Source organism: Nitrosomonas sp. Is79A3, assembly GCF_000219585.1.
Classification (GTDB): Bacteria; Pseudomonadota; Gammaproteobacteria; order Burkholderiales; family Nitrosomonadaceae; genus Nitrosomonas.
Genome location: NC_015731.1, coordinates 512,070 through 536,191, shown reverse-complemented (window position 1 = coordinate 536,191; position 24,122 = coordinate 512,070). Strand labels below are relative to the sequence as shown.

The 24,122-nt window shown below is 44.3% G+C and carries 18 protein-coding genes, 1 tRNA gene and 1 pseudogene; 11 read left to right on the top strand and 9 right to left on the bottom strand.

Features of this window, described 5'->3' with window-relative positions; translation table 11 throughout:
- Positions 1-55: 55 nt before the first annotated feature.
- Both fliG and fliF read right to left on the bottom strand, forming a co-directional pair.
- A complete protein-coding gene (gene fliG / locus NIT79A3_RS02430) occupies positions 56-1,051 on the bottom strand; it encodes a flagellar motor switch protein FliG (RefSeq protein ID WP_013964675.1) in 996 nt (331 codons plus the stop codon).
- On the bottom strand, positions 1,044-2,717 hold the full coding sequence (gene fliF, locus NIT79A3_RS02425) for a flagellar basal-body MS-ring/collar protein FliF (protein WP_013964674.1): 1,674 nt from the start codon (positions 2,715-2,717) through the stop codon (positions 1,044-1,046). The genes fliG and fliF overlap by 8 nt, the downstream gene beginning before the upstream one ends.
- 327 nt (positions 2,718-3,044) lie before the next feature.
- On the opposite strand from fliF, the gene NIT79A3_RS02420 reads away from it, so the two are divergent.
- The 3 genes from NIT79A3_RS02420 to fliE all read left to right on the top strand — a co-directional run bounded on the left by NIT79A3_RS02420 (position 3,045) and on the right by fliE (position 5,987).
- On the top strand, positions 3,045-4,250 hold the full coding sequence (locus tag NIT79A3_RS02420) for an ATP-binding protein (RefSeq protein ID WP_348225692.1): 1,206 nt from the start codon (positions 3,045-3,047) through the stop codon (positions 4,248-4,250).
- A 4-nt stretch (positions 4,251-4,254) separates the two neighbouring features.
- On the top strand, positions 4,255-5,565 hold the full coding sequence (locus NIT79A3_RS02415; protein WP_013964672.1) for a sigma-54 dependent transcriptional regulator: 1,311 nt from the start codon (positions 4,255-4,257) through the stop codon (positions 5,563-5,565).
- A gap of 98 nt (positions 5,566-5,663) precedes the next feature.
- A complete protein-coding gene (gene fliE / locus NIT79A3_RS02410) occupies positions 5,664-5,987 on the top strand; it encodes a flagellar hook-basal body complex protein FliE (RefSeq protein WP_013964671.1) in 324 nt (107 codons plus the stop codon).
- Positions 5,988-6,034: 47 nt separating this feature from the next.
- Here the strand turns inward: fliE and NIT79A3_RS02405 are convergent, their stop codons facing one another.
- Positions 6,035-7,888, bottom strand: coding sequence for an ATP-binding cassette domain-containing protein (locus tag NIT79A3_RS02405; RefSeq protein ID WP_013964670.1), 1,854 nt, complete (start codon positions 7,886-7,888; stop codon positions 6,035-6,037).
- A 996-nt stretch (positions 7,889-8,884) separates the two neighbouring features.
- On the opposite strand from NIT79A3_RS02405, the gene NIT79A3_RS18515 reads away from it, so the two are divergent.
- Complete coding sequence (locus tag NIT79A3_RS18515) at positions 8,885-9,037, top strand: hypothetical protein (protein WP_013964669.1); 153 nt, start codon at positions 8,885-8,887, stop codon at positions 9,035-9,037.
- A 514-nt stretch (positions 9,038-9,551) separates the two neighbouring features.
- A complete protein-coding gene (locus tag NIT79A3_RS02400; RefSeq protein ID WP_013964668.1) occupies positions 9,552-10,046 on the top strand; it encodes a hypothetical protein in 495 nt (164 codons plus the stop codon).
- Positions 10,047-11,056: 1,010 nt separating this feature from the next.
- Here NIT79A3_RS02400 and NIT79A3_RS02395 read toward each other — a convergent pair.
- Positions 11,057-11,218 carry a hypothetical protein gene (locus tag NIT79A3_RS02395; RefSeq protein ID WP_198009383.1) on the bottom strand — a complete coding sequence of 54 codons (162 nt, stop codon included), beginning with the start codon at positions 11,216-11,218 and terminating at the stop codon, positions 11,057-11,059.
- 736 nt (positions 11,219-11,954) lie between these two features.
- Here NIT79A3_RS02395 and NIT79A3_RS19280 point away from each other — a divergent pair.
- Positions 11,955-12,734: a PEP-CTERM sorting domain-containing protein gene (locus NIT79A3_RS19280; RefSeq protein ID WP_013964666.1), complete on the top strand. Its 780-nt coding sequence runs from the start codon at positions 11,955-11,957 to the stop codon at positions 12,732-12,734.
- 192 nt (positions 12,735-12,926) lie between these two features.
- A complete protein-coding gene (locus tag NIT79A3_RS18140; protein ID WP_013964665.1) occupies positions 12,927-14,561 on the top strand; it encodes a transposase in 1,635 nt (544 codons plus the stop codon).
- 1,403 nt (positions 14,562-15,964) lie between these two features.
- On the opposite strand, the gene NIT79A3_RS18510 is transcribed toward NIT79A3_RS18140, so the two are convergent.
- The 5 genes and pseudogenes from NIT79A3_RS18510 to NIT79A3_RS02360 all read right to left on the bottom strand — a co-directional run bounded on the left by NIT79A3_RS18510 (position 15,965) and on the right by NIT79A3_RS02360 (position 19,201).
- Positions 15,965-16,396: a hypothetical protein gene (locus NIT79A3_RS18510; RefSeq protein WP_156796983.1), complete on the bottom strand. Its 432-nt coding sequence runs from the start codon at positions 16,394-16,396 to the stop codon at positions 15,965-15,967.
- A gap of 268 nt (positions 16,397-16,664) precedes the next feature.
- Positions 16,665-17,749, bottom strand: a pseudogene (locus NIT79A3_RS02370) (IS5 family transposase).
- A gap of 149 nt (positions 17,750-17,898) precedes the next feature.
- Positions 17,899-18,366: a site-specific integrase gene (locus NIT79A3_RS19275; protein ID WP_049785330.1), complete on the bottom strand. Its 468-nt coding sequence runs from the start codon at positions 18,364-18,366 to the stop codon at positions 17,899-17,901.
- Positions 18,363-18,935, bottom strand: coding sequence for an integrase arm-type DNA-binding domain-containing protein (locus tag NIT79A3_RS19270; RefSeq protein ID WP_049785329.1), 573 nt, complete (start codon positions 18,933-18,935; stop codon positions 18,363-18,365). The genes NIT79A3_RS19275 and NIT79A3_RS19270 overlap by 4 nt, the downstream gene beginning before the upstream one ends.
- Positions 18,936-19,114: 179 nt before the next feature.
- Positions 19,115-19,201 (bottom strand) — tRNA-Leu (locus NIT79A3_RS02360).
- A 110-nt stretch (positions 19,202-19,311) separates the two neighbouring features.
- On the opposite strand from NIT79A3_RS02360, the gene queA reads away from it, so the two are divergent.
- The 4 genes from queA to secD all read left to right on the top strand — a co-directional run bounded on the left by queA (position 19,312) and on the right by secD (position 24,102).
- On the top strand, positions 19,312-20,346 hold the full coding sequence (gene queA, locus NIT79A3_RS02355; protein ID WP_013964663.1) for a tRNA preQ1(34) S-adenosylmethionine ribosyltransferase-isomerase QueA: 1,035 nt from the start codon (positions 19,312-19,314) through the stop codon (positions 20,344-20,346).
- Positions 20,343-21,428, top strand: a complete 1,086-nt coding sequence (tgt, locus tag NIT79A3_RS02350; protein ID WP_013964662.1) for a tRNA guanosine(34) transglycosylase Tgt — start codon at positions 20,343-20,345, stop codon at positions 21,426-21,428. Before queA ends, tgt begins: the two co-directional genes overlap by 4 nt.
- Positions 21,429-21,475: 47 nt before the next feature.
- Positions 21,476-21,934 carry a preprotein translocase subunit YajC gene (gene yajC / locus NIT79A3_RS02345; protein WP_013964661.1) on the top strand — a complete coding sequence of 153 codons (459 nt, stop codon included), beginning with the start codon at positions 21,476-21,478 and terminating at the stop codon, positions 21,932-21,934.
- 86 nt (positions 21,935-22,020) lie between these two features.
- On the top strand, positions 22,021-24,102 hold the full coding sequence (secD, locus tag NIT79A3_RS02340) for a protein translocase subunit SecD (RefSeq protein ID WP_013964660.1): 2,082 nt from the start codon (positions 22,021-22,023) through the stop codon (positions 24,100-24,102).
- The last annotated feature ends 20 nt before the right edge of the window (positions 24,103-24,122 follow it).

The following is a 24,122-nucleotide window of genomic DNA, read 5'->3' as shown; positions in this document are numbered from 1 at the left end:
TAGATAGGCACGCGATTGACTATTAATTAAGCTCAGCTGATGAAAAATCCATCCACTAAATGAAACCATCATCACCTTTCCCACCCAGTACAATCTGCCCATCGTCAGCCAGCTGACGTACAACTTTAAGAATTTCTTTTTGTTCCGCTTCAACCTCGGATAGTCGTACCGGGCCTTTACTTTCCAGATCTTCCCGCAGAGCTTCAGCGGCACGTTGTGACATATTCTTGAAAATTTTCTTACGCAGTTCTTCTTGCGCACCCTTCAAAGCGATAATCAAAGATTCCGACTGTACTTCTCTGAGGAGTAATTGGATGCCATGATCATCAATATCAATTAGATTATCAAATACAAACATTTCATCCATGATTTTTTGCGCTAAATCTTCATCGTACTGCTTGATATTTTCAATAACACTGTTTTCCTGGGCAGTTGGAACAAAATTAAGAATCTCAGCTGCGGTACGTACTCCACCCATAGCAGCTTTACGGATATTAACGCTGCCTGATAACAACTTGGTTAGCACATCATTCAATTCACGTAAGGCATCAGGCTGAATACTGTCCAATGTAGCGATACGTAATAACGTATCGTTACGTAACCGCTCCGTAAATAAGCTTATGATTTCACTCGCCTGATCACGCTCCAGGTGAACCAGAATCGTAGCAATAATTTGTGGATGCTCATTTTTTATGAGTTCTGCCACCGAAGGTGCATCCATCCACTTCAATCCTTCGATACCGCTGGTATCGCCGCCGTGTAAAATGCGATCAATAAGATTGGCAGCTTTTTCATCGCCCAAAGCACTGGTCAGAACTTTCCGGATATAATCAGCCGAATCCTGACCCAAAGCAGTTCTTCCTTCGGCCTCATTGCAAAACTCTGATACGATGTTTTCAATCTCACTACGCGTTATGTTTTGTAGAGTAGACATCGTTTCACCCAGTCTTTGCACTTCCTTGGGGCCCAACAGTTTGATCACTGATGCCGCTTCTTGCTCACCCAAAGTCATCAGCAAGATCGCGCTCTTTTTGATTCCTTCATCATCCATTTTTAGATATCCAATCTTTTACCACATTGGCAACAATAGCAGGCTCATCAATCGCCAATTGTTTAGCTTTCTTAAGATTCTCATCAAATATTGATTTTTGAATGGCTTGAATTGCCGTTCCATCTCCTTGCTCTGACAGCTGGCCCAGCGCAGCTTCACCAGTTAGCTTTTCAGGCTCTGGCGGGGGCGGGGGTGGAGTTAAGCTTCTTAGGAAAGGGCGCAAAATCTTTAAAAAGAAAAATAGAACAACGGCTGCAATTAATAGTTGCTTTCCGATTTCCTTTGCCAGCATGATTACATCGGGATCCTTCCAAAGGGGAATATCCAGTATTGTTGCAGTGTCAGCAGTAAACAAGCCATTAGTTACTGTGAGCGAATCTCCTCGTTTTTCGCTATAGCCCATGGCTTCTCTGACGAGATTGTTGATTTCCTTAATCTCTTCAGCAGTTAACGGTTCATACGTCACCTCTCCGTTCTCATCCACTTTTTTACGATAATTCACCACAACAGCTGCAGATAATCGTTTGATATTGCCGGTTGATTGCTGAGTGTGCTGTACGGTTTTATCGACTTCATAATTAATCGTGGATTCTTTCTTCTGGTCTGTTGGAACAGGAGGTGCCTTATCACCCTCTTCTTTCTTTTCTCCTCCCGCTTCAATAGGCGCTGCAGCTGGTTCAGGCGGACGATTTGTCAACGCTCCCGGGATTCCTCCATCAATTTTTGAACCGGTGGAAGTCGCTTCGAGTGTTTGTTGACTGCGAATAGCAGCAGCTTCTGATTCAGTATTATTGGGCCGATAAATTTCCTCGGCACGTTCAATACGAGAAAAATCCATATCTGCAGTAACTTGGGCGCGCACATTAGCAGCGCCAGTAATAGGGGTCAGAATAGCCTCGATACGGCGAATATAATTTTCTTCAAGTTCTTGTATATACTCTAACTGTTTGGCATCAAACCTTGAATCTTGTTTGCTATCATTCTGCGTGCTAAGCAGATTACCATTTTGATCCACGACGGTTACATTTTTCACCGGCAAATTGGGTACGCTACTAGACATCAAATGCACGATTGCACTGACCTGCTCAACACTCAAAACTCTGCCGGGGTATAAATTGAGAAGTACAGAAACACTTGGCTGCTGTTTCTCTCTTGAAAAAACAGATGGCTTTGCAATGGCCAAATGCACTCGTGCACTTTGCACCGCTGATAATGATTGAACTGAACGGGCCAATTCACCTTCAAGCGCGCGCTGGTAATTAACTTGCTCGAGGAATTGACTGGAACCAAATTTCTGATTCTCCATTAATTCAAATCCTGGCAAACCGCCTTTGGGCAAACCCTGCCCTGCCAGTCGCAGGCGTATTTCATGCACTTGCTTCTCTGAGATCAAGATCGCACCACCACCGCTTTCAGAGAACTTGTATGGCACGTTCATTTGTTGTAGCGCAGTAATAATGGCCGCACCATCTTGATCTGACACATTATTATAAAGGACACGATAATCCGGTGTCTGACTCCACATCAAGGCACCCACCAGCAAAGCAATGACAGCGGCTGCAGAGAGAATTAATCCAAGTTTCTTCTGATTAGACAACTGACTGAATTGCTCCAACCGGATTGCTGTAGATGGTGGTGTATTGGATTCACTAGGTACTGTTGCCACGCATTATTCTCCTGCCTAAATTCTGGACCGCTTATCAAGAAAATTATTAGTAATTTTCTTCACTCAGATTAACTAACTAATTGTTATGTTATAAAAATTACAAGACACATATCCTGTAATAGTTAAACCAAGCCATTGTTCAATTTATCAATATAGATGCCGTTAGAAAAACATCTTTCATGTTAAATTCACGAATAGAGTTATGTTGAAGTGCTGATTATCGATAGATTTAACGATTCTGAATGCTCAAATAGAATAGGTTTGCCCACCTTATTCACGTCATTGTCGAAGCTGGTATAAATGCTAAGCTACTGGCATTCCTAATAATTGCCACCTAATCCAGTGCAAACAAACAAAGTCATTGAAATTAAACCGGTACCAGTAGATCAAGAACAGCTTCAACTAGCTTTTGCAGCTTTTAATGAAGCCTCTGAACAACTGTCAGGTGTGTACCAGGAATTACAACACCAGGTAGCACAATTAACCGGAGAGCTGGCAATTGCAAATGGAGAGCTACACAGGCAATTAATAGCAAAGGAAAATTTATCGCAGCAATTAAGCCTCTTGCTGAATGCATTGCCTGGTGGAGTAATAGCGCTGAATGGACAGGAATGCATCGAGCAAGTGAACCCAGCAGCAATCTCAATCCTTGGAGAACCTTTGCTTGGCATGACATGGCATCAGGTGATTCAAGAACGTTTGGCAGCGACAGCAATCATCAACGAGTGGCATACAAAACGACAAGATACTTCGGAACAACGCCGTATCCGTATCGAAAGCAGCGCAACGGATTCAACCGGCAGACGAATCCTGCTGGTAAACGATATTACCGAAGCTTACGCACTGCAGGATCAGATAAGGCGCAATCAGCGACTGACTTCAATGGGTGAAATGGCAGCGAATCTAGCCCACCAGTTACGTACCCCGCTTTCAACCGCACTGCTCTACGCCAATCACTTGGGAAGTGATGCATTGACTCCCGCCGAAAGACAGAGGTTTGCAACCAAGACCATTGAACGCATGCATCACCTGGAGCACTTGATTAACGATATGTTACGTTTTGTTAAAGGTGAAATAACGCAGCTCGAAAATTTCGGGATAAGTCATTTGTTAACGGAATTACGACAGGTCATAGAGCCTCAGATGACCCAGTATGGTTTGCAATTAATTGTGCACGATCTTTGTGAAACTGAAAGTCTAATGACTGATCGTCAGGCATTATGCGGAGCAATGTTAAATCTTCTTGAGAATGCCATGCAAGCATCCTCTCCGGGAGATCAAATTATTCTGACAAGCAACCTGGAAGAAGAAAATATTGTTCTAAGTGTCCATGATGATGGACCAGGCATTGATGCAGCACTGCAAGAAAGATTATTCGAACCCTTTTTCACAACACGTTCGGAAGGCACTGGTTTAGGTTTAGCCATTGTCCGAGGTGTTATACAGTCAATGGGAGGTAGTGTGCAGATCAATTCATCGCCTGATACAGGAACTGAATTTGTAATACGGCTACCAAGAAACAAAGGAGATTGATACGATGAATACACTGCCCATTCTGGTGGTAGAAGATGACAAGGATTTACTGGAGGCAATTTGTGCCACCATGAAGCTAGCGGGTTATCAAACACGAGCAGCATCAAATGGCAGTGATGCGATGACTGCCCTGCACGAATTTCAGGTAGGGATGGTTGTAAGTGATGTGCAGATGAGACCCATGGATGGATTCACTCTGTTAAAAAAAATCAAGACGTTCAATCCAGAATTGCCGGTATTGTTGATGACAGCATACGGGGATGTCGAAAAAGCAGTTGCCGCAATGCAGACAGGTGCCAGTGATTATCTGCTGAAGCCGTTTGATCCAGATAGTTTACTGGCACATGTCAAACGCTACGCATTAACCGAGCCTGAACAAGATGACAAAATTGTCGCTAAAGACCCGCGTACGCGAGCGTTACTTTCCCTTGCCAAGCGGGTCGCGCAATCACCGGCAACTGTCATGCTGACGGGTGAAAGCGGCTGCGGTAAAGAAGTAATCGCCCGTTTTATTCATCAGCATTCATTGCGCGCTTCTAAACCATTCGTCGCCATTAATTGTGCGGCTATCCCAGAAAATTTACTGGAAGCAACCCTATTTGGTTACGAGAAAGGTGCTTTTACCGGTGCAGCCCAATCTCAGCCCGGAAAATTCGAACAAGCGGAGGGCGGCACATTACTACTCGATGAAATTTCAGAAATGCCCCTGGAGCTACAAGCAAAATTGTTACGTGTCTTGCAAGAAAGAGAAGTTGAGAGAGTAGGCGGGCATAAGATAATCAAACTGGACATCCGGGTTCTAGCAACTTCTAACCGTGACATGATGGCTATGGTTAAAAGCGGCCAATTCCGTGAAGACCTGTATTACCGGCTCAATGTGTTCCCCATTGAAATTCCTTCACTGCGTGAACGGCCATTGGATATTGAACCGTTGGCGCAACAAGTCCTGGAAACAGCAGTAGCCGGCACCGGACAATCACCCTGCAGAATGACCAAAGCGGCAATAGAGAAGCTGACTCAGCACACTTGGCCAGGCAATGTCAGAGAACTGGAAAATGTGATGCAGCGCGCCATGATTCTGGCCACAAACATGATCGAAGCTGAGCACATCAGTTTACCAAAAGCTGATTTTAGTCAGGAAATTGATACAATAAATGCCAATTCATCTTCACAAGATATGAAGACACTCGAACGTAACCATATTTTGGAAACTCTGGCAGCCGTTAATGGTTCCCGGAAACTGGCCGTTAAAAAGCTAGGAATCTCGGAAAGGACGTTGCGTTATAAACTACAGCAATATCGACTGATGAGTTAACAAGTATCGATTATGTCTTTATGAATCTGATTTAATAAATTATTTGAAGTTTTTGAAGTTTTGCGAGATACTTGAAACCAATTATGTTGGAGTGAGTCATGGATAAACCCGGAATTGATAATATTTTGCAGCAATTGCAAACGGCCTCGGCATTTGCTTCCGGTACAAAAAAACAATCCGAGACGGATGAAGTAGCGAGCGTTGATTTTAGCGAAAAGCTTAAATCAGCCGTAGACCAGGTGAATAATGCCCAAATGACTGCTGACAAACTGAGTGAACAATTCGTCAGTGGCCAATCCAACGTTGATTTACATGAAGTAATGATCTCTCTGCAGAAAGCCAATGTATCATTTCAATCGATGATACAAGTCCGCAATAAGCTAGTAACAGCCTATCAAGAAATCATGAACATGCAGGTTTAAGTTGTGTTCGTTTTGATCTGACCACACAGCGGCCAGATCAAAAAATACTACTCTTCCAGCGCCATTTCCAGCTCCAGCCAACTTTCTTCCAATTCGGTCATTTTATTTTCGAGGGTTGTGTGAATTGCACTGAGCCGATCAATCTCATCCCGGGAACGGTTCGCATAAATAGCCGGATCAGCTAACTGACGGCTTACTTCATCCAATTCCTTCTGCGCGACCGTTAAGGCAACTTCTAGCTTTGATTGCTTGGAAAGCAGTAATTTTTTGTTCGGTTTTGCAGATGTTTGGAGCTGTCCCTTTTGTGAAGGTGATCGTGGTTCTACCACCTCGCTAGAGCGACGCGCTTCTATCCAGTTTTTATAATCTTCCAAATCACCATCTAGCAATTGCGCCTTACCATCAGCCACTAGCCACAATTCATCAGCCACAGCACGTACCAGGCTACGATCATGCGACACCAGAATCACCGCGCCGGTATAGGCTTCCAACGCCAAAGTTAGCGCATCGCGCATTTCCAAATCCAAATGATTAGTTGGTTCATCGAGCAATAGCAAATGTGGCTTCTGCCATGCCAGTAAGGCAAGTGCCAGACGACTTTTTTCTCCCCCGGAAAAACTGGCAACCGGACGATCTTCACTATCACCCCCCAAGCCAAATCGCCCCAAGAATTTTCGCAAATCCAGCTCAGTCTGTTTAGGTGCCAATTGCCGCATATGCTGCAAAGGGGTCGCATCGCCATCGAGATTCTCCAGCTGATGTTGCGCAAAGTAGCCCATACGGATATTGGGCGTCCATTCCAATGTACCAGAGGCAGGCATAATCTCCCCGACCAGAAGCTTTATTAATGTGGATTTCCCCGCGCCATTCGGACCCAGCAAGGCAATTCGGGCACCCGCCTGCAAAATAAGATGAACACTTTGAAACAACAAGTTATCGTCATAACCAAAGCTCATGTCTTTTACGCGCAAGAGAACATCAGGACTACGTTCAGGCGCTTCAATCTGCAATTCAAAGTATCCATCTTCAACATGCGCCGGCGCAATGCGCGCCAAACGTTCCAGCGCTTTGATACGACTTTGCGCTTGCTTGGCTTTGGTCGCCTTGGCACGAAAACGCCGCACAAAATCTTCCATGTGCGCGATCTTTCTCTGTTGCTGTTGAAAAGCCTGGGCATGTTGCATCAGTCGTTCAGCGCGTGCACGCTCAAAATCATCATAATTACCGCTGTATACATCAATTTTCCGTTCGTTGATATGCGCAATGCGATTAACGCAGGCATTGAGAAACTCACGGTCGTGTGACACCACCATCAGACTGCCCGGATAACGCGACAGATATTGTTCCAGCCAGAGAATAGCTTCCAGATCCAGGTGATTAGTTGGTTCATCCAGCAATAATAAATCAGCACGATGCATCAAGGCACGAGCCAGGTTTAGACGCATACGCCAGCCACCGGAGAAATGACTGACCGGATTCTCCAGCGTATGATTCGCAAAACCTAATCCATTCAATAGCTGTGACGCCCGCGCCCGCGCCGTATAACCATTAATCGCTTCATAATGATGCTGGGCCTCAAACCAAGCCGAATCATGTTCGGCTTGGGCCAGGATCTTCTCCAGTTGACGCAATTCAACATCGCCATCCAGTACAAAATCAATAGCAGACTGGTTTGAATTAATAATTTCCTGCTCAACAAAAGCAACCGTTTTCCCAGGCTGCAAACTAACTTCTCCGCTATCCGGCTTGATCACTCCGCGGACTAACCGGAACAAGGTGGACTTACCACAACCGTTTTTACCGACTAGGCCGACACGTTGATTAGCAAAAATCTGTAGATCACAATTTTCGAGTAGCGGAATCCCGCCTTGCAAATAGGTCAAACGCTGAATATTTAGCATAGGATCTTGATAACTATAGAATATTAAAAATAATTCTTATTTTTAATACACAAAAATAAACCGTTGTTACACAGTCCAATTATCCATATTAAAAATGTAATAACACAAAATCTACTTTTCCAGTTTCACATTACCGCACCAAAGTTTTCTTTATAAAGTAAAGGTTTCTAACTAGATTCATAGCTATAGGATATTGTTTATCCACAATATCAACAAATCATAGAAAATCCATTTCTTAATTTCATACAAAAACGGAACAGATATTTAACCACATGATAAATAATATATAATTAAAGTGTAAAATTATTAATCAGGCCTAGAATTAAACTTTACTGTTCCAGTGGTTAACTGGTGAATATAGATCTTTTCCACAAAGTTATCCACAGAAATTGTGGATAATACAAAATATGCTTGAGTAAATAAGACAATAGCTCAAAAATGAAATGTACTTTTTGCGGAATCAATAATCTCTGCCGGTTATTCGATAGTCTATTGTGAACAAATCGACTGAATCAGGCTGTTAGCAACAAATAGAAATGCCCGGTTTTATAGCAAATTAAAATGCAGCGAGCCCTTATTGCGGTTCATTGCGAGGCTGAGGCGACGGATTTTACGCGACAACCTTTCACATTTTTTTATTTCTTGTCCTGCTTCGTCATAATTGGCAATCTTTCGTGACCCATGCGAGATTAAATAATCCATAGTTCTTAAAAAACTATAGCGATTAGTTTCAATAACTTCACACCAAGATGGCAGAGAATTTATAACCTAATGATAGACAATAACAATCAAAGTACTCAATTATTAATCTAGCGCAAACCCATGAAGTTTAGAGTGTGCTAGTGTTGATATGTTGAAAGTACTGTCGGCAGGGCTGCCACAGACAACCTAAACTCATTAGAGCGAAAGTAGGGTAATTCAAGATCAATAAGTTAAGGTTGCTTGAGGCAAAGATTCCCATAATCACTAAATAATTACTGAAAAGGATATTCTAATATGAAAAAAATTAGCATGATTGGTTCTCTGGTATTTTCCTTGATTCTCTCCGTATATTTTGTGGTGACCAATGATGAAACAGTATTAGCGCCAATATTATTAGGACTTCTAGTTTCTTTCATCTCAGCAATGATGCTTCTGACAAAGAAATAGAGAATAACAAGATGATCACACCACAGCGCGTAGGATCTAGACATATATAAGGGCTGGCGTATGCCGAGAAAACACAGCAAAGTTAAGGTTGGTTGAATAAGAATTGGGCAACCCCTTCATTCCAGGCACGGAAAATCTATTTGTATTTGTAACTGGGCAAATAGTTGAAGAAAAATTCCATGCATCCGTTTTGTATCAATCCTGCGCACCACTCATCGAAAATATGAGCTATCAATATTCCCAATGAGTACAATCACCTTGGTCATGGCACAAATCGTTCTCAGGGATTACTTCATTTATAGACTTAATCTTTCAACAGAAAACCATTCCAGATTTTTGTTTTACCTTTCCGTGTACAGTTAATTGTGATTATGTCCACAACAAATATTGCGGAAATGAGTAGCCAGCAATAAACAACCTCTAAATTCCCTATGTCTAATCGAAATCTGTATAGATGTAGAAACAGGAGTATGCTTTAACATTTATTTAACCTTCATTCTGGGAAGTCTAGTTTATGAGAAAAAATATATTATCAATATTATTCGCAACAGTGTTGGTTGCACCGGGAGTGCAATCTGCACTGGCTGAGAGCGTAGCTGTGGCAGGCAGTTCCATCTTCATTCTTGATAACAATGTAGATGGGTCTCAAATAGTCGTAAAAAAACTTACCAATAAGTCTACGGACTCATGTCTTGCTGACGCAGGCTTGAGCAACCTTGATTTAAGTTCGAGTACATCAGCAACTGATATCGTAATCAAGAATGGTACTGCTGTTATTACGACTTATAATAATACCAGTCTTGCAACTGATGTTACGTTAGTAGATGTTACCAGTTGTCCAATTACTGATACGGTAGATCTCAGTGAATGTTATGCCACAATTGACGGTGACAAATTGACCATACCTTGCCTCCAATATGGCGGCGATTTACTTTCTGTTGTACTTAAAGAACGTGGCAGTTCATCGAACTTTGAACTTGAATCGTACAAACCAAACAAAAGCCATTAGCGCGGTTCTGATGATTAAGCTAAAGAGATTAGAGGCTTATACTCGACAACCATGATTTCCTATAATATAGGCAATCTGATGAGATAGCGGATACCCTATTAATCAGATGCTTACCTGTTTTCCTGTGCCCAACCATTATTGAGATATAGCACAAACCCTAACAGGATAGTTATTTGGATAAAAAGATGAATTACATTTTTTCTTGACATTCTAAATAATCCACAGTTTTATAAGGTTACACAAATCTCTTAAAATAATTTCAGATCAAGCAGAAAAGTATACCGTAACTATTTGATAAATGTTACATAATTCACGTGTTAAATATTTAATCAATCCAAGGAAAACCCTTAGAATTCTATAAACTAATTATTCAAATAAAACAGTTATGCACAAAGTTATCCACAGAAAATGTGGATAATAAGCAAAACCCTATATCAAATAAAGTAGTAGCTTTAGAAGCTGGCATTTTTTAGGAAATTATTTAATCGCTTCTATTGTATTTTATGTTCTCCCAGCATCGGTTCATTTATACTTATAATATTGTTATTTCATGCTTATAAGCATTCTGGCTCTATTAATTGGAGTCTTTACTCTCGTTGAATACTTAGAAATTCCGCAGGCAAATCATTTTTCGCCGATTCCCTGGCTTGATTAGCCAGCGCTATTCCCCGGTTATTCATCGCCTCATAAAAATCCGGTCGAATGCTTACTAATTTTTGATATTTGTCGCGAGTTCGTACAAGCCATTTCGAGGTTTCGCTACCCTCCAATTTCTCAGCTAAGTATAGCGCCCAACAACCTGCATTGAATAATACATTGACATCAAATGGATCTATAATTCAGTTTTAAAGCTTCCCAAAGCTTGCAAGCTTTCTCAGGTTGATTCTTAAAGCTTGCTTCCAATTGCGGTAGCACGCACCCCAGGTTTGGGATCAAATTATGGATCATGCTGAATCTGTGCAACAGCCGTAGTAATTTCTTGATTCTCAGTTTCATTTATCAGTGGATCGCTACGAAATGAGCTTATCTTTTCTTTTTCTTTTTCTTTTCTTTTTCTTTTCTTTTGATATCTCAGCCTTTTTCTCATGCCGTTGTGCATTAAGCGCAGATTGTTTCGCACTTCCCTCATGCAATCGAATTTTCTCAGCAACTTCTTTGACTACATCCAGCATTCCCGGCATTTGCTTCCTATCACTTTGAAACATCATTATCGGTGCTACCACACCAATCAGCGCAACAAATGCTGCTACAAGCGCTAATGCTGAAAATAACCAATCGATATTCTTACGAAGTCCTTCCAGATCGCGCTCACAATTCTGCCGTTCCCGATTCTCCAGCCGCTGCGGGCTTTTTTTAGGCTATGTAGCAGTTAGTTGTTGAATTTTCCAATTCACTGATGGCAAATGATTTTTTGATAACCATAAAAACATATAACCAATTGATTAAAAATAAATCGTGTTAGTTTGCAGGTCATTTTCAACAACCAATTGTGACATAGCCTTTTTTTAACGGGAGGGGTAACCGCATAACATGCCACAATCCAATATTCATGAATGTTATCAATTTATGTTTTTGTGAAGTACCGTCAAAGATACCGTCAATTTTTTACACTAGCAGTAAAATCCGCTCAATCTGCCCACTATTAATCAGCAATAAAAAAATAGTAAGTTCAGATGATGGCTATCTCATCATTGGAGTAAGTAACAATAATATAAATTTCAAAAAAATAGGCAAAATGCTTATTCACTTATCACATTGATGGCCTTAATATGAAAATGCGTTATGTATTATTTATTTTAATATCTGACGTAATAGCACAAGTTATCAGACTATTTGAAAGGAACTCGCCAAATCGTCACGAAACATTAACGGTTGGTGATTACATGATTATTCAACCAGGAGAGCAACATGAAACGTTTCTTAAAAACTTCGACAATTTTATTATTATCCGTCGGTACACCAGCAATGGCTGGTGATATTTTATTACTAGGATTTGATACACAGACACCCGTACAACGATGGACTGACACTGGTGCTTTTATCGATAACTTTGGCCAAGGTGGTGCCACTGGAAGCGCATTTGATGGTGCCGGAAATTTTTGGACTGTTGCCCCTAGTTTCGGGAACAACACAATCCAAAAATATGACTCCACAGGAACTGCAATCGGCAGCAGCTTCACAGCTACCGTTAGCGGGCAATGGATCGAGGATATGACCTATGGCGGCGGTCACATTTGGGCAAGCACTTTCGAAGGCCATGTTTTTGAGCTTGATCCTACGAACGGCAATACCATTTCTTCATTCGACTCAGTAGCAAGCTTTGCTGGTGTTGCATTTGATGGCACGTACTTGTACACAACTAATGGCTTCTATAGCGGCGATGATTCCATTGAAAAGTGGTCTACTTCTGGTTCCTTCTTGGGCAGTATCTCGACGGGGTATAACGATGGCGGCGGAATCGGCTATAGCTCTACCGACAATACTTTCTGGGTTGGTTATCTTGGTGGGGAAGTTCGTCATTTTGATATGACGGGCACTTTATTGGGCGGCTTCACAGCCGGTAGCGCTGCTCATGATGGTCTTGAGGTCTATGCTCCGGTTCCAGAACCTGAAACTTACGCTATGCTGCTGGCTGGATTAGGCTTGCTGGGTTTTATGGCACGGCGCAATAAAAAATCAGCAGCGTAATTTAGACTTAAATTATATCCACAACGGGGGCTTAGGCTCCCGTTTCTGTTTCTTGAGCATCTTCGTTGAACTGGTGGAAACCATTTCCACTTTTTAAAAATCCGATCAACCTATTTTCCTCAGTTGATTCCAGTAAAATTGCCACGAATGTATTTCTGGTAAGGGTTTGCGACAGAATAGGAGGCTCACCCAATGGGTGAAATTAAATTTGAAAAAAAGACACTGGTCGAGGCGATCAATACTACTTTGCAGGAGACGGAACAAACGGCGGCTGAACAAAGCGTAGCCACCCCTGGTGGCCGGTTTCACGTTCGCTGGGACGAAGGCGGAAGCGCCACAGCACTGGGGCAATTACCGTTCTTTGCCGAGTTTTTGGAAGTTTCTGGGTTATTCACCCGCTGGGTGGATGGATGTCCAATGGATTACACCAGTCCCAACGCACCCAAGGTAATTGATGTGCTTGGCACCTGGCTATTATCGATCTTGGATGGACAGCGGCGCTATGCACATGTGGCCGGGCTGCGCGGCGATGAAGTTGCTCCCCGGATACTCGGCATGAACAAGATCATCAGTGACGAGAGTTTGCGTCGCGCACTGGCGCACTTGGCACCGGCCCCATGCAAGTATGGTAGCGAAGCAGAACGCGCTGCCCACGCAGTCCAACTGGCGAAGAGCACAGCATGGATGGATAAAGCCCTGGGTGAGAGCATCCAAGAATCTTTACGCACGCCCTGGATACTCGATGCCGACACCAGCGTCAAACTGTTGTATGGTCACCAGGCAGGTGCCGAGATTGGCTACAACCCAACCAAGCCGGGACGGCCGAGCCATACTTTGCACACCTACTGGATCGGCAACATTCGACTGGTGCTCGATGTCGAGGTACAAAGCGGTAAAGCCAGTGCGGCGAAACATAGCCTACCGCGCCTGTGCCGGCTAATTGAGCGACTCGCTGCCGAGGAACGCCCCGCCCTGGTGCGCGGTGACAGTGCCTTTGGCAATCAGGGGGTAATGGTCGAGATGGAGCGAATTGAACAGCACTACCTCTTCAAGCTACGGCAAACTGCCGGAGTTAAGCGACTGATCGAGCGGCAATGGCAGCAAGGCGACTGGCAGAACGCGGGGCAAGGCTTTGACGCGGTGGAAAGCAAGCTTCGGCTGACGGGTTGGAGTGGTGCGCGGCGTGTAGTGGTACTGCGGCGGCGAATCAAAGACAGCATGGCGGCAGCCGAGACGAGCAATGAGAACCAGCAGCCGATGCTCCACTTCATTGACCATTCAGACAAGGTTAAACTCTGGGAATACGCTATATTGGTGACCAATACAAACTACTCCCTCGACGCCATTGGCCAGTTATACCGGGATCGGGCCGACTGCGAGAATGGCTTCGATGAGCTGAAAAACCAATGGGGCTGGGGTGGCTATACCACGCAAGACCTGGAACGTTGCAACCTCTCAGCGCGAGCAGTCGCGCTCATCTACAATTGGTGGAGTTGGTATGTCAGACTGGCACACCCGAAGACACGCCTGGAGGCAATCACTAGCTGTCCCATGTTGCTCAGCGGCATTGCCCGCCTGACCCAGCATGCCGGTCAATCCCGATTGCTGCTCACTCTGACTCACGCAGCCGGAGATCATATCAAGTCGATGATCTCCAATATACGAAAAGGTCTTGATCATGTTCTGGCAAATGCGCCTCAGTTGACCAAAGCGGATCATTGGGGCGTACTTGTACGCTATATCATTAACAAAATTATTGCGACCAGACCGAAAAATTCACAGCTCCTCGGTTTCCTTCCACCCTCTTTGGCCATTGGAGTGACCTAACAGAGGAGTTTAGGATCAAACTTTTTTTGGAGATGTTTATGAAAGAAAAAGAGCTGATCGGTACTATAAATCGAAGGTTGCAAAGAATGAAGGTACACCAGGGGGTATGGCTACCATTTGCACCTTAAAAAACTGTTTTTTAATTTTGCACGCGCATTTCTTTTGGAATGTGTCGGCACTTTGTCTTTAAGGTTGTAGAAAATTGAGGGGCGTACCCGGTGCCGCCTAAATAATAGCCACCGACTCAGTCAAAGTGTTAACCGACCTGTTAACTTTCTGAAGTTTAGTTGTTTAGCTGTTTAGTTAACGTTCTCTTACTGTTGAGCTAATATATACAATGAAAAAAGTTTACGACTTTAATTTTTCGCTACGCTAAAATTTTGATGCGGTTTGAATTACCCGCACGCCCAAATTTCTCTGGAAGTACCTTGGCTTCCCAACTATAGCAAACTAAGCTTGATTCACTGCAATATTCATTCTTGGCAAGTTCTTCACGATTTTCATCTAAACTAAATTCGTTGTATTAGTTTTCCTCATTAGATATTACTAGGCAGCGTGGACTTTAATTCTGAATTTTCAGTGTACATTCCTTGCTATTTTAATCGGAATATCCAGCAATTGATTGCACGAAATAACTTAAAATCCCGAACAAGACTCTCCAACTACCTATAGGAACATCACGGAATTGTCATAAAGGAAACTCTGAATAACTTGCATTTGTCATTCCGAACGCAGCGAGGAATCTTTAATAATCAATGTAATAGATTTCTCGCTCTGGCTCGAAATGACACTTGTTCAGAGCTTCCTAAACATGTCATAAATAGCCATCATAATAGCCTACACCAGTTCGTTAATCTTACTACTTCCCCATTGTGGAACGAGACTGGTCTATCCCATACCGGCACACTCTCTATCCTTCCTCAGGCACCCTCCGTGCGCCGGTATTTTTTCCTTCTGTACTCCTGTCACGCAGTTTTAAATCCCAACGATTCATACTTGACTTTCTAAATAATCCACAGTTTTAACAAGATAAAGAAGTTACTTTGCGCAACTTCATATCAATATGACAAATTACTAATAACCATATGATAAATATCACATAATGAAAGTGTTAAATAATTAATCAATCTAAGTAAAACCCTTAGATTTATATGAATTAATTATTCAAATAAAACTGTTATCCACAAAGTTATCCACAGAAATTGTGGATAATAGAAAAAATCTTATGTTAAATAAGGTGATAGATGAACCATTCGTTAACTGATAGTTATTTTTAAGAAAATTAACTAATCATCCCGATAGCTTTTTTATGTTCCCTCAATAATCGGCTCATTTCTTTTTGCAGTTTGCCTAATCCGTGCTTATAAGCATTCTGACTTGATCTGGCCTTTCCTTCAGGTGTCCTAGCTCCCGTCGACTGTTTCCCCGGTTTCCAATTCTTGATTAATTTTGATTGGTTCAAGCGTTCCTCGGGCGTCCAATGGCGCATTATCAGCCTCGCTTAATAGTTCGTTTGAAGATTTAATTGCTTTTTCCGCGTGCGTAGGCGATTGATTGTTGTTTATTCGCTGGTGGCCATGTGCAATATTGGCTTGTTTGGCAAAGACTATTGGCGGGTTTCTCATTGCTGCCAATACTTCAACGGTGCGGGCACATTGGGCTTGTGCTTTCAAAGCCAGCCGTAGATTTGTTTCCACTTGATTCAAATATTCACAAGTCGCTGCTCGGCTTGTCAATGTACAAAAGATCGCATTTAACGATACGACTTGCACGGCCAGTGTCGATTCCAGCTCGCTTAAATCACCGGCTATAATCTTTTCTGATTTCTCCTTCATCACTGCAACGGCTTCAGTGAAATCAATTTCACCCAATAGCGATTTAGTAAAGGCTTCTGTTGTCAGTGTGTTTAGCAGGCCGTTGAAAAACCCGGCACTTTCAGTCTGAATTCTCGTTTTTAAAAAGCTGCGAGCATTTCAGTTATTTTCCAGATCTGTTTTTTTATCCGGAATGTTCATTCTTTGTGCAATTTTGTGAGAATTTTCTGCAATTCCCGTCTTTTTGCCCTTATCCGCACGTTTTATGCGGATTCAGGGCGTACTGTCCCTATGTGTGCGAACCAGCCCACCAACCAGTCAGGCTTCCGATACGTACCAGATTGTAAATGGCCGCAACAAATCGAAACTGCCCGCTGACTTTCTCTCGCCCGATTAGTTTCAGTTTGCGCATTCCGCCTACTGTCTTCATCCAACCGAATACTTCCTCAATTCGTTTGCGAATCTTCAGACTGATTGCATAGCCTTCATCTTGGCGAAAATCGTCCGGTACGGCGCTGCCTTTGCGTTTGGCCGCTACATGCGGAATCACGCCCAGTGCCTGTACTGCTTTGATGTGTGTGTCTACGTCGTAACCACGATCTTCTCCAACCGTGGCTCCCGATTTGGTGTTGGCTTGCAGCAGCTTGAGCGATTCTTCCCGTTCAGCTATTCCTGTTGCCGCCGATACGCTGACATCTACTACCAGGCCGTTACGGTTCTCCATCAATACATGCCCCATGTAGCACAGACGACTGGCATCGCCGTCGCTCTTGCGCGCCAGGCGTGCATCTGGATCAGTAGTCGATTCATGAGTGGCGTTACTGCGCTTTTCCCCTGCAAAGTCCCGGCTTGGGTTGCGGCTGTTGTCATCCGGCGGGTTGCTGCTGCCATCTTTGCGCACGAAGCTTTTGTGCGAGGCCCAGGCATCCAGTAGTGTGCCATCGATGCTGAAGTGCTCGTCACCACTCAATTCCACCTACTCCGCCAATTGCTTGACACCTGCAAAGAAATGCCCGGACATCTCGTTATCCAGCAAACGATCCCGGTTCTGGGTAAAGGTGCTGTGATCCCATACCGGATCATCTATGCCCAATCCAACAAACCAGCGGTACAGCAGGTTGTATTCAATATGCTCGACTGCCGTTCAGATCGGATCGTAAACAGTACCTGCAGCAGCGATGCTCTCAATAATCGCTCCGGCGGTATCGAGGGGCGCCCTTCTTTCGAGTAAACAGCTTCAAGCTGATGATCCATCCCCTTGAGTATGCCATCCACCAATACCCTCAAAGGGCGCAGTGCATGACTGACAGGGATCCGTTCTTCCAGATTGACGTAGCTAAAAAGCTGTTGTTGCGAGTGTTCAATTCTGCGCATGATTTATGAAATGAGTGGGTTCCATCAAATTTTACCCGACTCGGTGGGTTTTTCAACGGCCTGTTAGGCAAGTGTTCGGCGTAGTTATAGGCTGCGACTACTTTGTTACGTTCTGCATGGGCTAATTGCCGTTCAATCGCTTCATGCGGTCAGCCGTGTTCATGTAGCAGCGTGCTGACCATGCTGCGGAAGCCGTGCCCGGTCATTTCATCTTTTTCATAACCCATGCGCCGCAAGGCTGCATTGATGGTATTTTCTGACATTGGCCGGGCACCGCTGCGTATACTGGGAAAAATATATTGACCATCGCCGGTTAACGGATGAATGGATTGGAGTATTTCAACGGCTTGAGATGAAAGCGGGATGATATGCGGTTCTTTCATTTTCATTTTATGGCCGGGTATGCGCCATTCTGGCTTGTCAAAGTCGATTTCTGCCCATTCGGCATGGCGCAATTCACCGGGGCGCACAAATATCAACGGCGCAAGCTGTAATGCACACTGGGTAATGTATGAGCCGCTAAATCCACTGATTGAACGCAGCAATGCGCCAATGGCTTTGGGGTCGGTAATGCTGGCATGGTGTTTTACCTTGACCGGCGTTAATGCGCCCCTCAAATCACCGCTTGGATCGCGTTCAGCGCGTCCGGTGGCAATGGCATAGCGAAATATACCCGCCCGGCATATTCGCGGCAACGCTGCGCTTTCTCATGCGCGCCACGGCTTTCTATTTTGCGCAGCACAGCCAGCAATTCCGGGGCGGCAATATCTTTGATGACACGGTTTCCCAGCCAAGGAAAAATATCTTTTTCCAGATAGCGCTTGATATTGGTCGCTGTTGTTTCTGCCCAGGTCTTGCTGGTTTTTGCGTGCCACTCCAGCGCTACCGCTTTGAAAGTATTTTCTGCCGCAGTGCGCACAATTTGCTTGTTGATGGCTTTGGTCAACGATGGATCAATATCTTTTGCGAGTAATTCCCGTGCTTCATCGCGCTTCTTTCTGGCAGCAACAAGGGAAACAGCGGGGTAGACACCAATGGCCAAAGTTTTACGCTTGCCCACAAATCGATAATCCATGCGCCAATATTTGCCAGTTGATTTCACCAGCAAATACAGCCCGCCACTGTCACTTACTTTATAAAATTTATCTCGTGGTTTAGCGTTTCTTATCGCGGTATCGGTGAGCATTTGACGGTATCTCGCATGACGGTATCTCGCATGACGGTATCAAAAAGTACCGTCAAAAATACCGTTAAATTGACGGTATTTCAAAAGATGCTATGCAATCTCTTGATACAATCAATTCTCGAAAATCTTAATAATTACAATGGATTTGATACGATATGAGACTTACTGAAATTCTCTAATGGTGCCGGGAGGGGGAATCGAACCCCCATGAAGTCGCCTTCGCGGGATTTTGAGTCCCGTGCGTCTACCAATTCCGCCATCCCGGCTAGCCTGTCTGTTTGTATTTGAATAAACAGAAGGCGCAATTATCACTGAAAAGCCGAAGTACAGCAAGCTGCATGGGCGGAAAACATGCTGCACCAGTATAATAGGCGGCATGAAAATTCAAGATTTTGATTATTACCTGCCCGCTGAGCTAATCGCACAATTCCCCGCTGAGCAGCGTACCAGCAGCCGCTTACTCTATCTGGATAGCATCAATAATCAATGGCAGGATACTTTATTTTCCAACTTGCCCAATTACCTTCGCGCTGGGGATGTCATGGTGTTTAACGATACTCAGGTAATCAAAGCGCGATTATTTGGAAAAAAAGACAGTGGCGGCAAAATCGAGGTAATGGTGGAGCGTGTGTTGGATGATCGTCATGTTTTGGCTGCTATCCGTGCCAGCCACGCACCTAAGCCGGACTCTAAATTGTTTTTGGCTGATGCTATTCCAGTAACAGTAATCGCGCGTGAACAAGAATTTTATACGTTACGTTTTGAGCATGAGAAGCCGGTCACAGAATTATTGGAATGCTACGGTCAACTGCCCCTGCCTCCTTACATTGCGCGACCGGCTACTGCTGCAGATGAAGCGCGTTACCAAACTGTTTATGCCAGAAATTCAGGAGCCGTTGCGGCACCGACTGCCGGCCTGCATTTCGATACCGGCATGATGGATCAATTGCGTGCGATGGGTATCATCATTGCATACGTTACTTTACATGTCGGTGCAGGGACATTTCAGCCAGTGCGCGTTGAAAATATCGCCGATCACACCATGCATAGCGAAACATTCCATATCCCCCAGGCCACCGTGGACGCTATTGCGCATGCAAAAACGACAGGAGGCCGAATTCTCGCAGTAGGCACCACATCTCTGAGAGCATTGGAGGCTTGCGCATCGCTTCATCAGGGCCGGTTGGTTGCAGGTCATGGTGATACGCAGATTTTTATTACGCCAGGCTATCGCTTTCACGTGGCCGAGCGATTATTAACCAACTTTCACCTGCCCTGCTCTACATTGCTCATGCTGGTTTCAGCTTTCTCTGACAGGGATAATATTCAACGCGCTTATCAGCATGCTGTGGCAGCGCAGTATCGGTTTTTTAGCTATGGAGATGCCATGCTTATTGAGAGAAGCTTATGAAATTTCAATTACATTCGACCGATCATACCGCTCGCCGCGGCACATTAACTTTGGCGCACGGTACGGTCGAAACACCGGTTTTCATGCCGGTAGGAACTTACGGCGCAGTCAAAAGCATGTCTCCTGCCGCACTGCAAGCCGTGAACGCACAGATTATTCTGGGCAATACGTTTCATTTGTGGCTACGCCCCGGATTAGAAGTTATCCAAACGCATGGTGGATTACACAATTTCACGGGCTGGCATGGCCCGATATTAACCGACTCAGGTGGATTCCAGGTATATAGCTTGGGAGAATTGCGCAAAATCACTGAGCAAGGCGTTCACTTCAAATCGCCGGTCAATGGAGACAACTGTTTCCTATCTCCGGAAGAGTCAATGCGGATTCAGCGCACACTGAATTCCGATATCGTGATGATTTTTGATGAATGTACACCTTATCCAGCGGATGAAACCATTGCCCGCATCTCTATGGAACTTAGCCTGCGTTGGGCGGAACGTTCCAAACAGGCGCACAGTGATAACTCCAATGCGTTGCTCGGTATCGTGCAAGGCGGCATGCATGAGCATCTGCGTGATCAATCTTTTGCTGGCCTGCACGACATCGGTTTTGACGGCTATGCCATCGGCGGATTATCGGTCGGAGAACCGAAAGCAGATATGCAACGAATTCTCAAACATACCGCACCACTGCTGCCTGCAGATAAACCACGCTATTTGATGGGTGTAGGTACGCCAGCGGATATCGTCAACGCAGTAGCCCAAGGTATAGATATGTTCGATTGCGTGCTGCCTACGCGCAATGCCCGGAATGGTTGGCTATACACGCGGCATGGCATTATCAAATTGCGCAATAGCCGTTATCGCTTGGATACCTCGCCCCCCGACGAGCACTGCGGTTGCTATACCTGCCAGCATTTCAGTCGCGCTTACCTGCATCACTTACAGCGCATCAATGAAATGTTAGGTGCACACCTGAATACTGTTCACAATTTATTCTATTATCAGCAATTAATGGCGGAAATTCGTACGGCAATTGAAAGCAAACAATTTGAAGAATATGCACAAGAATTTCTGGCATAAGCGGTCATCATGCTAATATGTACCCTTTTAATAAAAGGGAGAATTTTATGCTGATAAATGACGCATTTGCCCAAGCTGCTTCGTCATCGCAAGGTGGCGCAGACTGGCTGAGCTTATTACCAATGTTCGGTATACTGATCATTTTTTATTTACTGCTAATCCGCCCGCAGGCCAAACGTGCAAAAGAACAAAAACAGATGGTGGAAGCATTGCAAAGAGGGGATGAAGTCATCACTAACGGCGGTATATTAGGCCAGATCATTAATGTCAGTGAAAACTATGTGATTCTCGAAGTTGCCCCTACCATGGAGGTTACTGTGCTTAAATCTTCGGTACAAACCTTATTACCCAAGGGAACACTAAAAAGTATTGAGCCCAAAGGCAAAACACAAAAAAACAAAACAGTAAAAACAACTGCCGCTCCGGAAACCAAAAAAGCTGAAGATACCGGCGAAGCTTCAGACAACAACGAAAATGAAGCTGAAAAAAATACCGAAAAGAAATAATCGCGCAGTAACACAGGGAATTATTATTTAATGTCTGCCGTTGCATGTCTTTTTACCTTCTATCATTTGATACTTAACTGACACCCATGAACCGCTACGCACTTTGGAAATATCTGATTATTGCGGTTTCGCTTTTACTCGGACTGCTTTACACATTACCTAATTTTTATGGTGAATCTCCTGCAGTACAGATCTCACCGTTACGGGTTTCTGCAAACGTTGACACCACTTTGTTGCAACGAGTCGAAGACGCATTAAAAAAAGCCAATCTTGAAACCGTTGGAATTTTGCTTGAAGCAGACAGTATCAAGGTACGTTTCGCTGATACTGACGTACAAATCAAGGCGAAAGACCTTTTGGAATCGTCTCTCGGCAAAGAATACATCATTGCACTGAATCTGCTACCCAATTCCCCCGCATGGTTAACCAATCTTGGCGCGCTGCCAATGTATCTGGGACTTGACTTGCGTGGCGGTGTGCATTTTATGCTTGCAGTTGATATGGAGGGCGCTCTCGATAAATCACTGGATCGCTACAGTGCCGATATTCGCAGCACATTGCGTGAGCATAAAATCCCATATACCGGGCTTGAGAAACAAGATAAGAAACTGATCTTGAAGTTCCGTGATACCGAAGCACGCGCAAAGGCAGAAACCGAATTAAAATCGAATTACCCTGATCTCGGTTTAATTGAAAAGGAAGCCGATAACAGGTATCACCTCATTGCTGCGATCAAACTAGAAGCCCAAGTGCGCATGCAAGATGCAGCCGTAATGCAGAATATCACTACACTGCGTAATCGAGTTAATGAGCTGGGCGTTGCTGAACCGATTATTCAAAAAGCGGGAGCGGATCGCGTCATTGTTCAATTGCCGGGTGTTCAGGATACGGCCAAGGCAAAAGATATTCTGGGACGGACAGCTACACTGGAAATTCGTATGGTCGATGACGAACATGATCTTGACGCTGCCATACGCGGAAAAATTCCTTTTGGTACCGAACTTTATGAGGAACGTGGCGGCGGTCCGATACTCGTCAAGAAATATGTTTTACTTACAGGTGAGCGTATCACCGATGCACAGCCCGGCTTTGATAAAGATAATCAACCGGCAGTGCATATCAATCTGGATAACAGTGGCTCGCGTATTTTCAAGCAATTAACACGTGAAAACGTTGGCAAAAGAATGGCAATTCTTTTAATTGAGAAAAACCAAACAGAAGTTGTCACGGCACCGGTTATTCGTGAAGAAATTGGTGGCGGGCGTGTCCAGATCAGCGGACGCATGACCAGTAGAGAAGCTCGCGATGTTGCATTGTTACTGCGAGCAGGTGCGCTGGCAGCGCCGATGGATATTATCGAAGAACGTACAGTAGGCCCAAGTCTGGGTGCCGAAAATATCGCCCGAGGCTATAACTCCACGCTGTATGGATTCTTGGCTGTTGCCTTCTTCGTTATAATTTATTACACGGCGTTTGGTGTTATCTCAGTCATCGCACTTGCTCTCAATATATTGTTGCTGGTGGGATTATTATCGATCATGCAAGCTACGCTGACATTACCCGGGATGGCTGCTTTGGCGCTGACTGTGGGTATGGCTATCGATGCAAATGTGCTGATTAATGAACGTATTCGGGATGAGCTACGCGCTGGCGCTTCTCCGCAGCTCGCCATTCACGCTGGATTTGAACGTGCATTTGGTACGATCTTGGATTCTAATATCACGACCTTAATCGCTGGTATTGCTTTGTTTGCTTTTGGCTCAGGACCGGTCAAAGGGTTTGCTGTAGTACTTTGCTTGGGTATTTTAACTTCGGTATTTACTGCAACCTTTGTTTCAAGAGGTATGGTAAATCTGATGTACGGAAGCCGACGTCGACTGGATCACGTTCCCATCGGCAAAATCTGGATACCCAAGCACAGTCTGGACAGCGGCAAAGTCATTTCTCACGAAGAAGATGAAACAAATGAGGATACAACAGTCAGCGGCAAGGTAAGAATCAACGAGCAGAAGAAAGTAAATCTTCAATCTGAAGTGAGCAGTCCAGTCGAAACGATAGCCGATACTAATAACATTATTGACGATGCAAAAATTAGACCAGATGAGAAAGCTATTACCAAAATCAAAAGTAAGCGTAAAAAATCTGATGTCAAGCAACCTAAACAATAATAGCTGGTTTATGAGGAATT

Coding starts and splice junctions, on each gene's coding strand:
- fliG (WP_013964675.1), bottom strand. CDS start 1,051: ATGGATGATGAAGGAATCAAAAAGAGCGCGATCTTGCTGATGACTTTG.
- NIT79A3_RS02415 (WP_013964672.1), top strand. CDS start 4,255: ATGAATACACTGCCCATTCTGGTGGTAGAAGATGACAAGGATTTACTG.
- fliE (WP_013964671.1), top strand. CDS start 5,664: ATGGATAAACCCGGAATTGATAATATTTTGCAGCAATTGCAAACGGCC.
- NIT79A3_RS02405 (WP_013964670.1), bottom strand. CDS start 7,888: ATGCTAAATATTCAGCGTTTGACCTATTTGCAAGGCGGGATTCCGCTA.
- NIT79A3_RS18515 (WP_013964669.1), top strand. CDS start 8,885: ATGAAAAAAATTAGCATGATTGGTTCTCTGGTATTTTCCTTGATTCTC.
- NIT79A3_RS02400 (WP_013964668.1), top strand. CDS start 9,552: ATGAGAAAAAATATATTATCAATATTATTCGCAACAGTGTTGGTTGCA.
- NIT79A3_RS02395 (WP_198009383.1), bottom strand. CDS start 11,218: ATGCTGGATGTAGTCAAAGAAGTTGCTGAGAAAATTCGATTGCATGAG.
- NIT79A3_RS19280 (WP_013964666.1), top strand. CDS start 11,955: ATGAAACGTTTCTTAAAAACTTCGACAATTTTATTATTATCCGTCGGT.
- NIT79A3_RS18140 (WP_013964665.1), top strand. CDS start 12,927: ATGGGTGAAATTAAATTTGAAAAAAAGACACTGGTCGAGGCGATCAAT.
- NIT79A3_RS18510 (WP_156796983.1), bottom strand. CDS start 16,396: ATGAAGGAGAAATCAGAAAAGATTATAGCCGGTGATTTAAGCGAGCTG.
- NIT79A3_RS19270 (WP_049785329.1), bottom strand. CDS start 18,935: ATGCTCACCGATACCGCGATAAGAAACGCTAAACCACGAGATAAATTT.
- queA (WP_013964663.1), top strand. CDS start 19,312: ATGAAAATTCAAGATTTTGATTATTACCTGCCCGCTGAGCTAATCGCA.
- tgt (WP_013964662.1), top strand. CDS start 20,343: ATGAAATTTCAATTACATTCGACCGATCATACCGCTCGCCGCGGCACA.
- yajC (WP_013964661.1), top strand. CDS start 21,476: ATGCTGATAAATGACGCATTTGCCCAAGCTGCTTCGTCATCGCAAGGT.
- secD (WP_013964660.1), top strand. CDS start 22,021: ATGAACCGCTACGCACTTTGGAAATATCTGATTATTGCGGTTTCGCTT.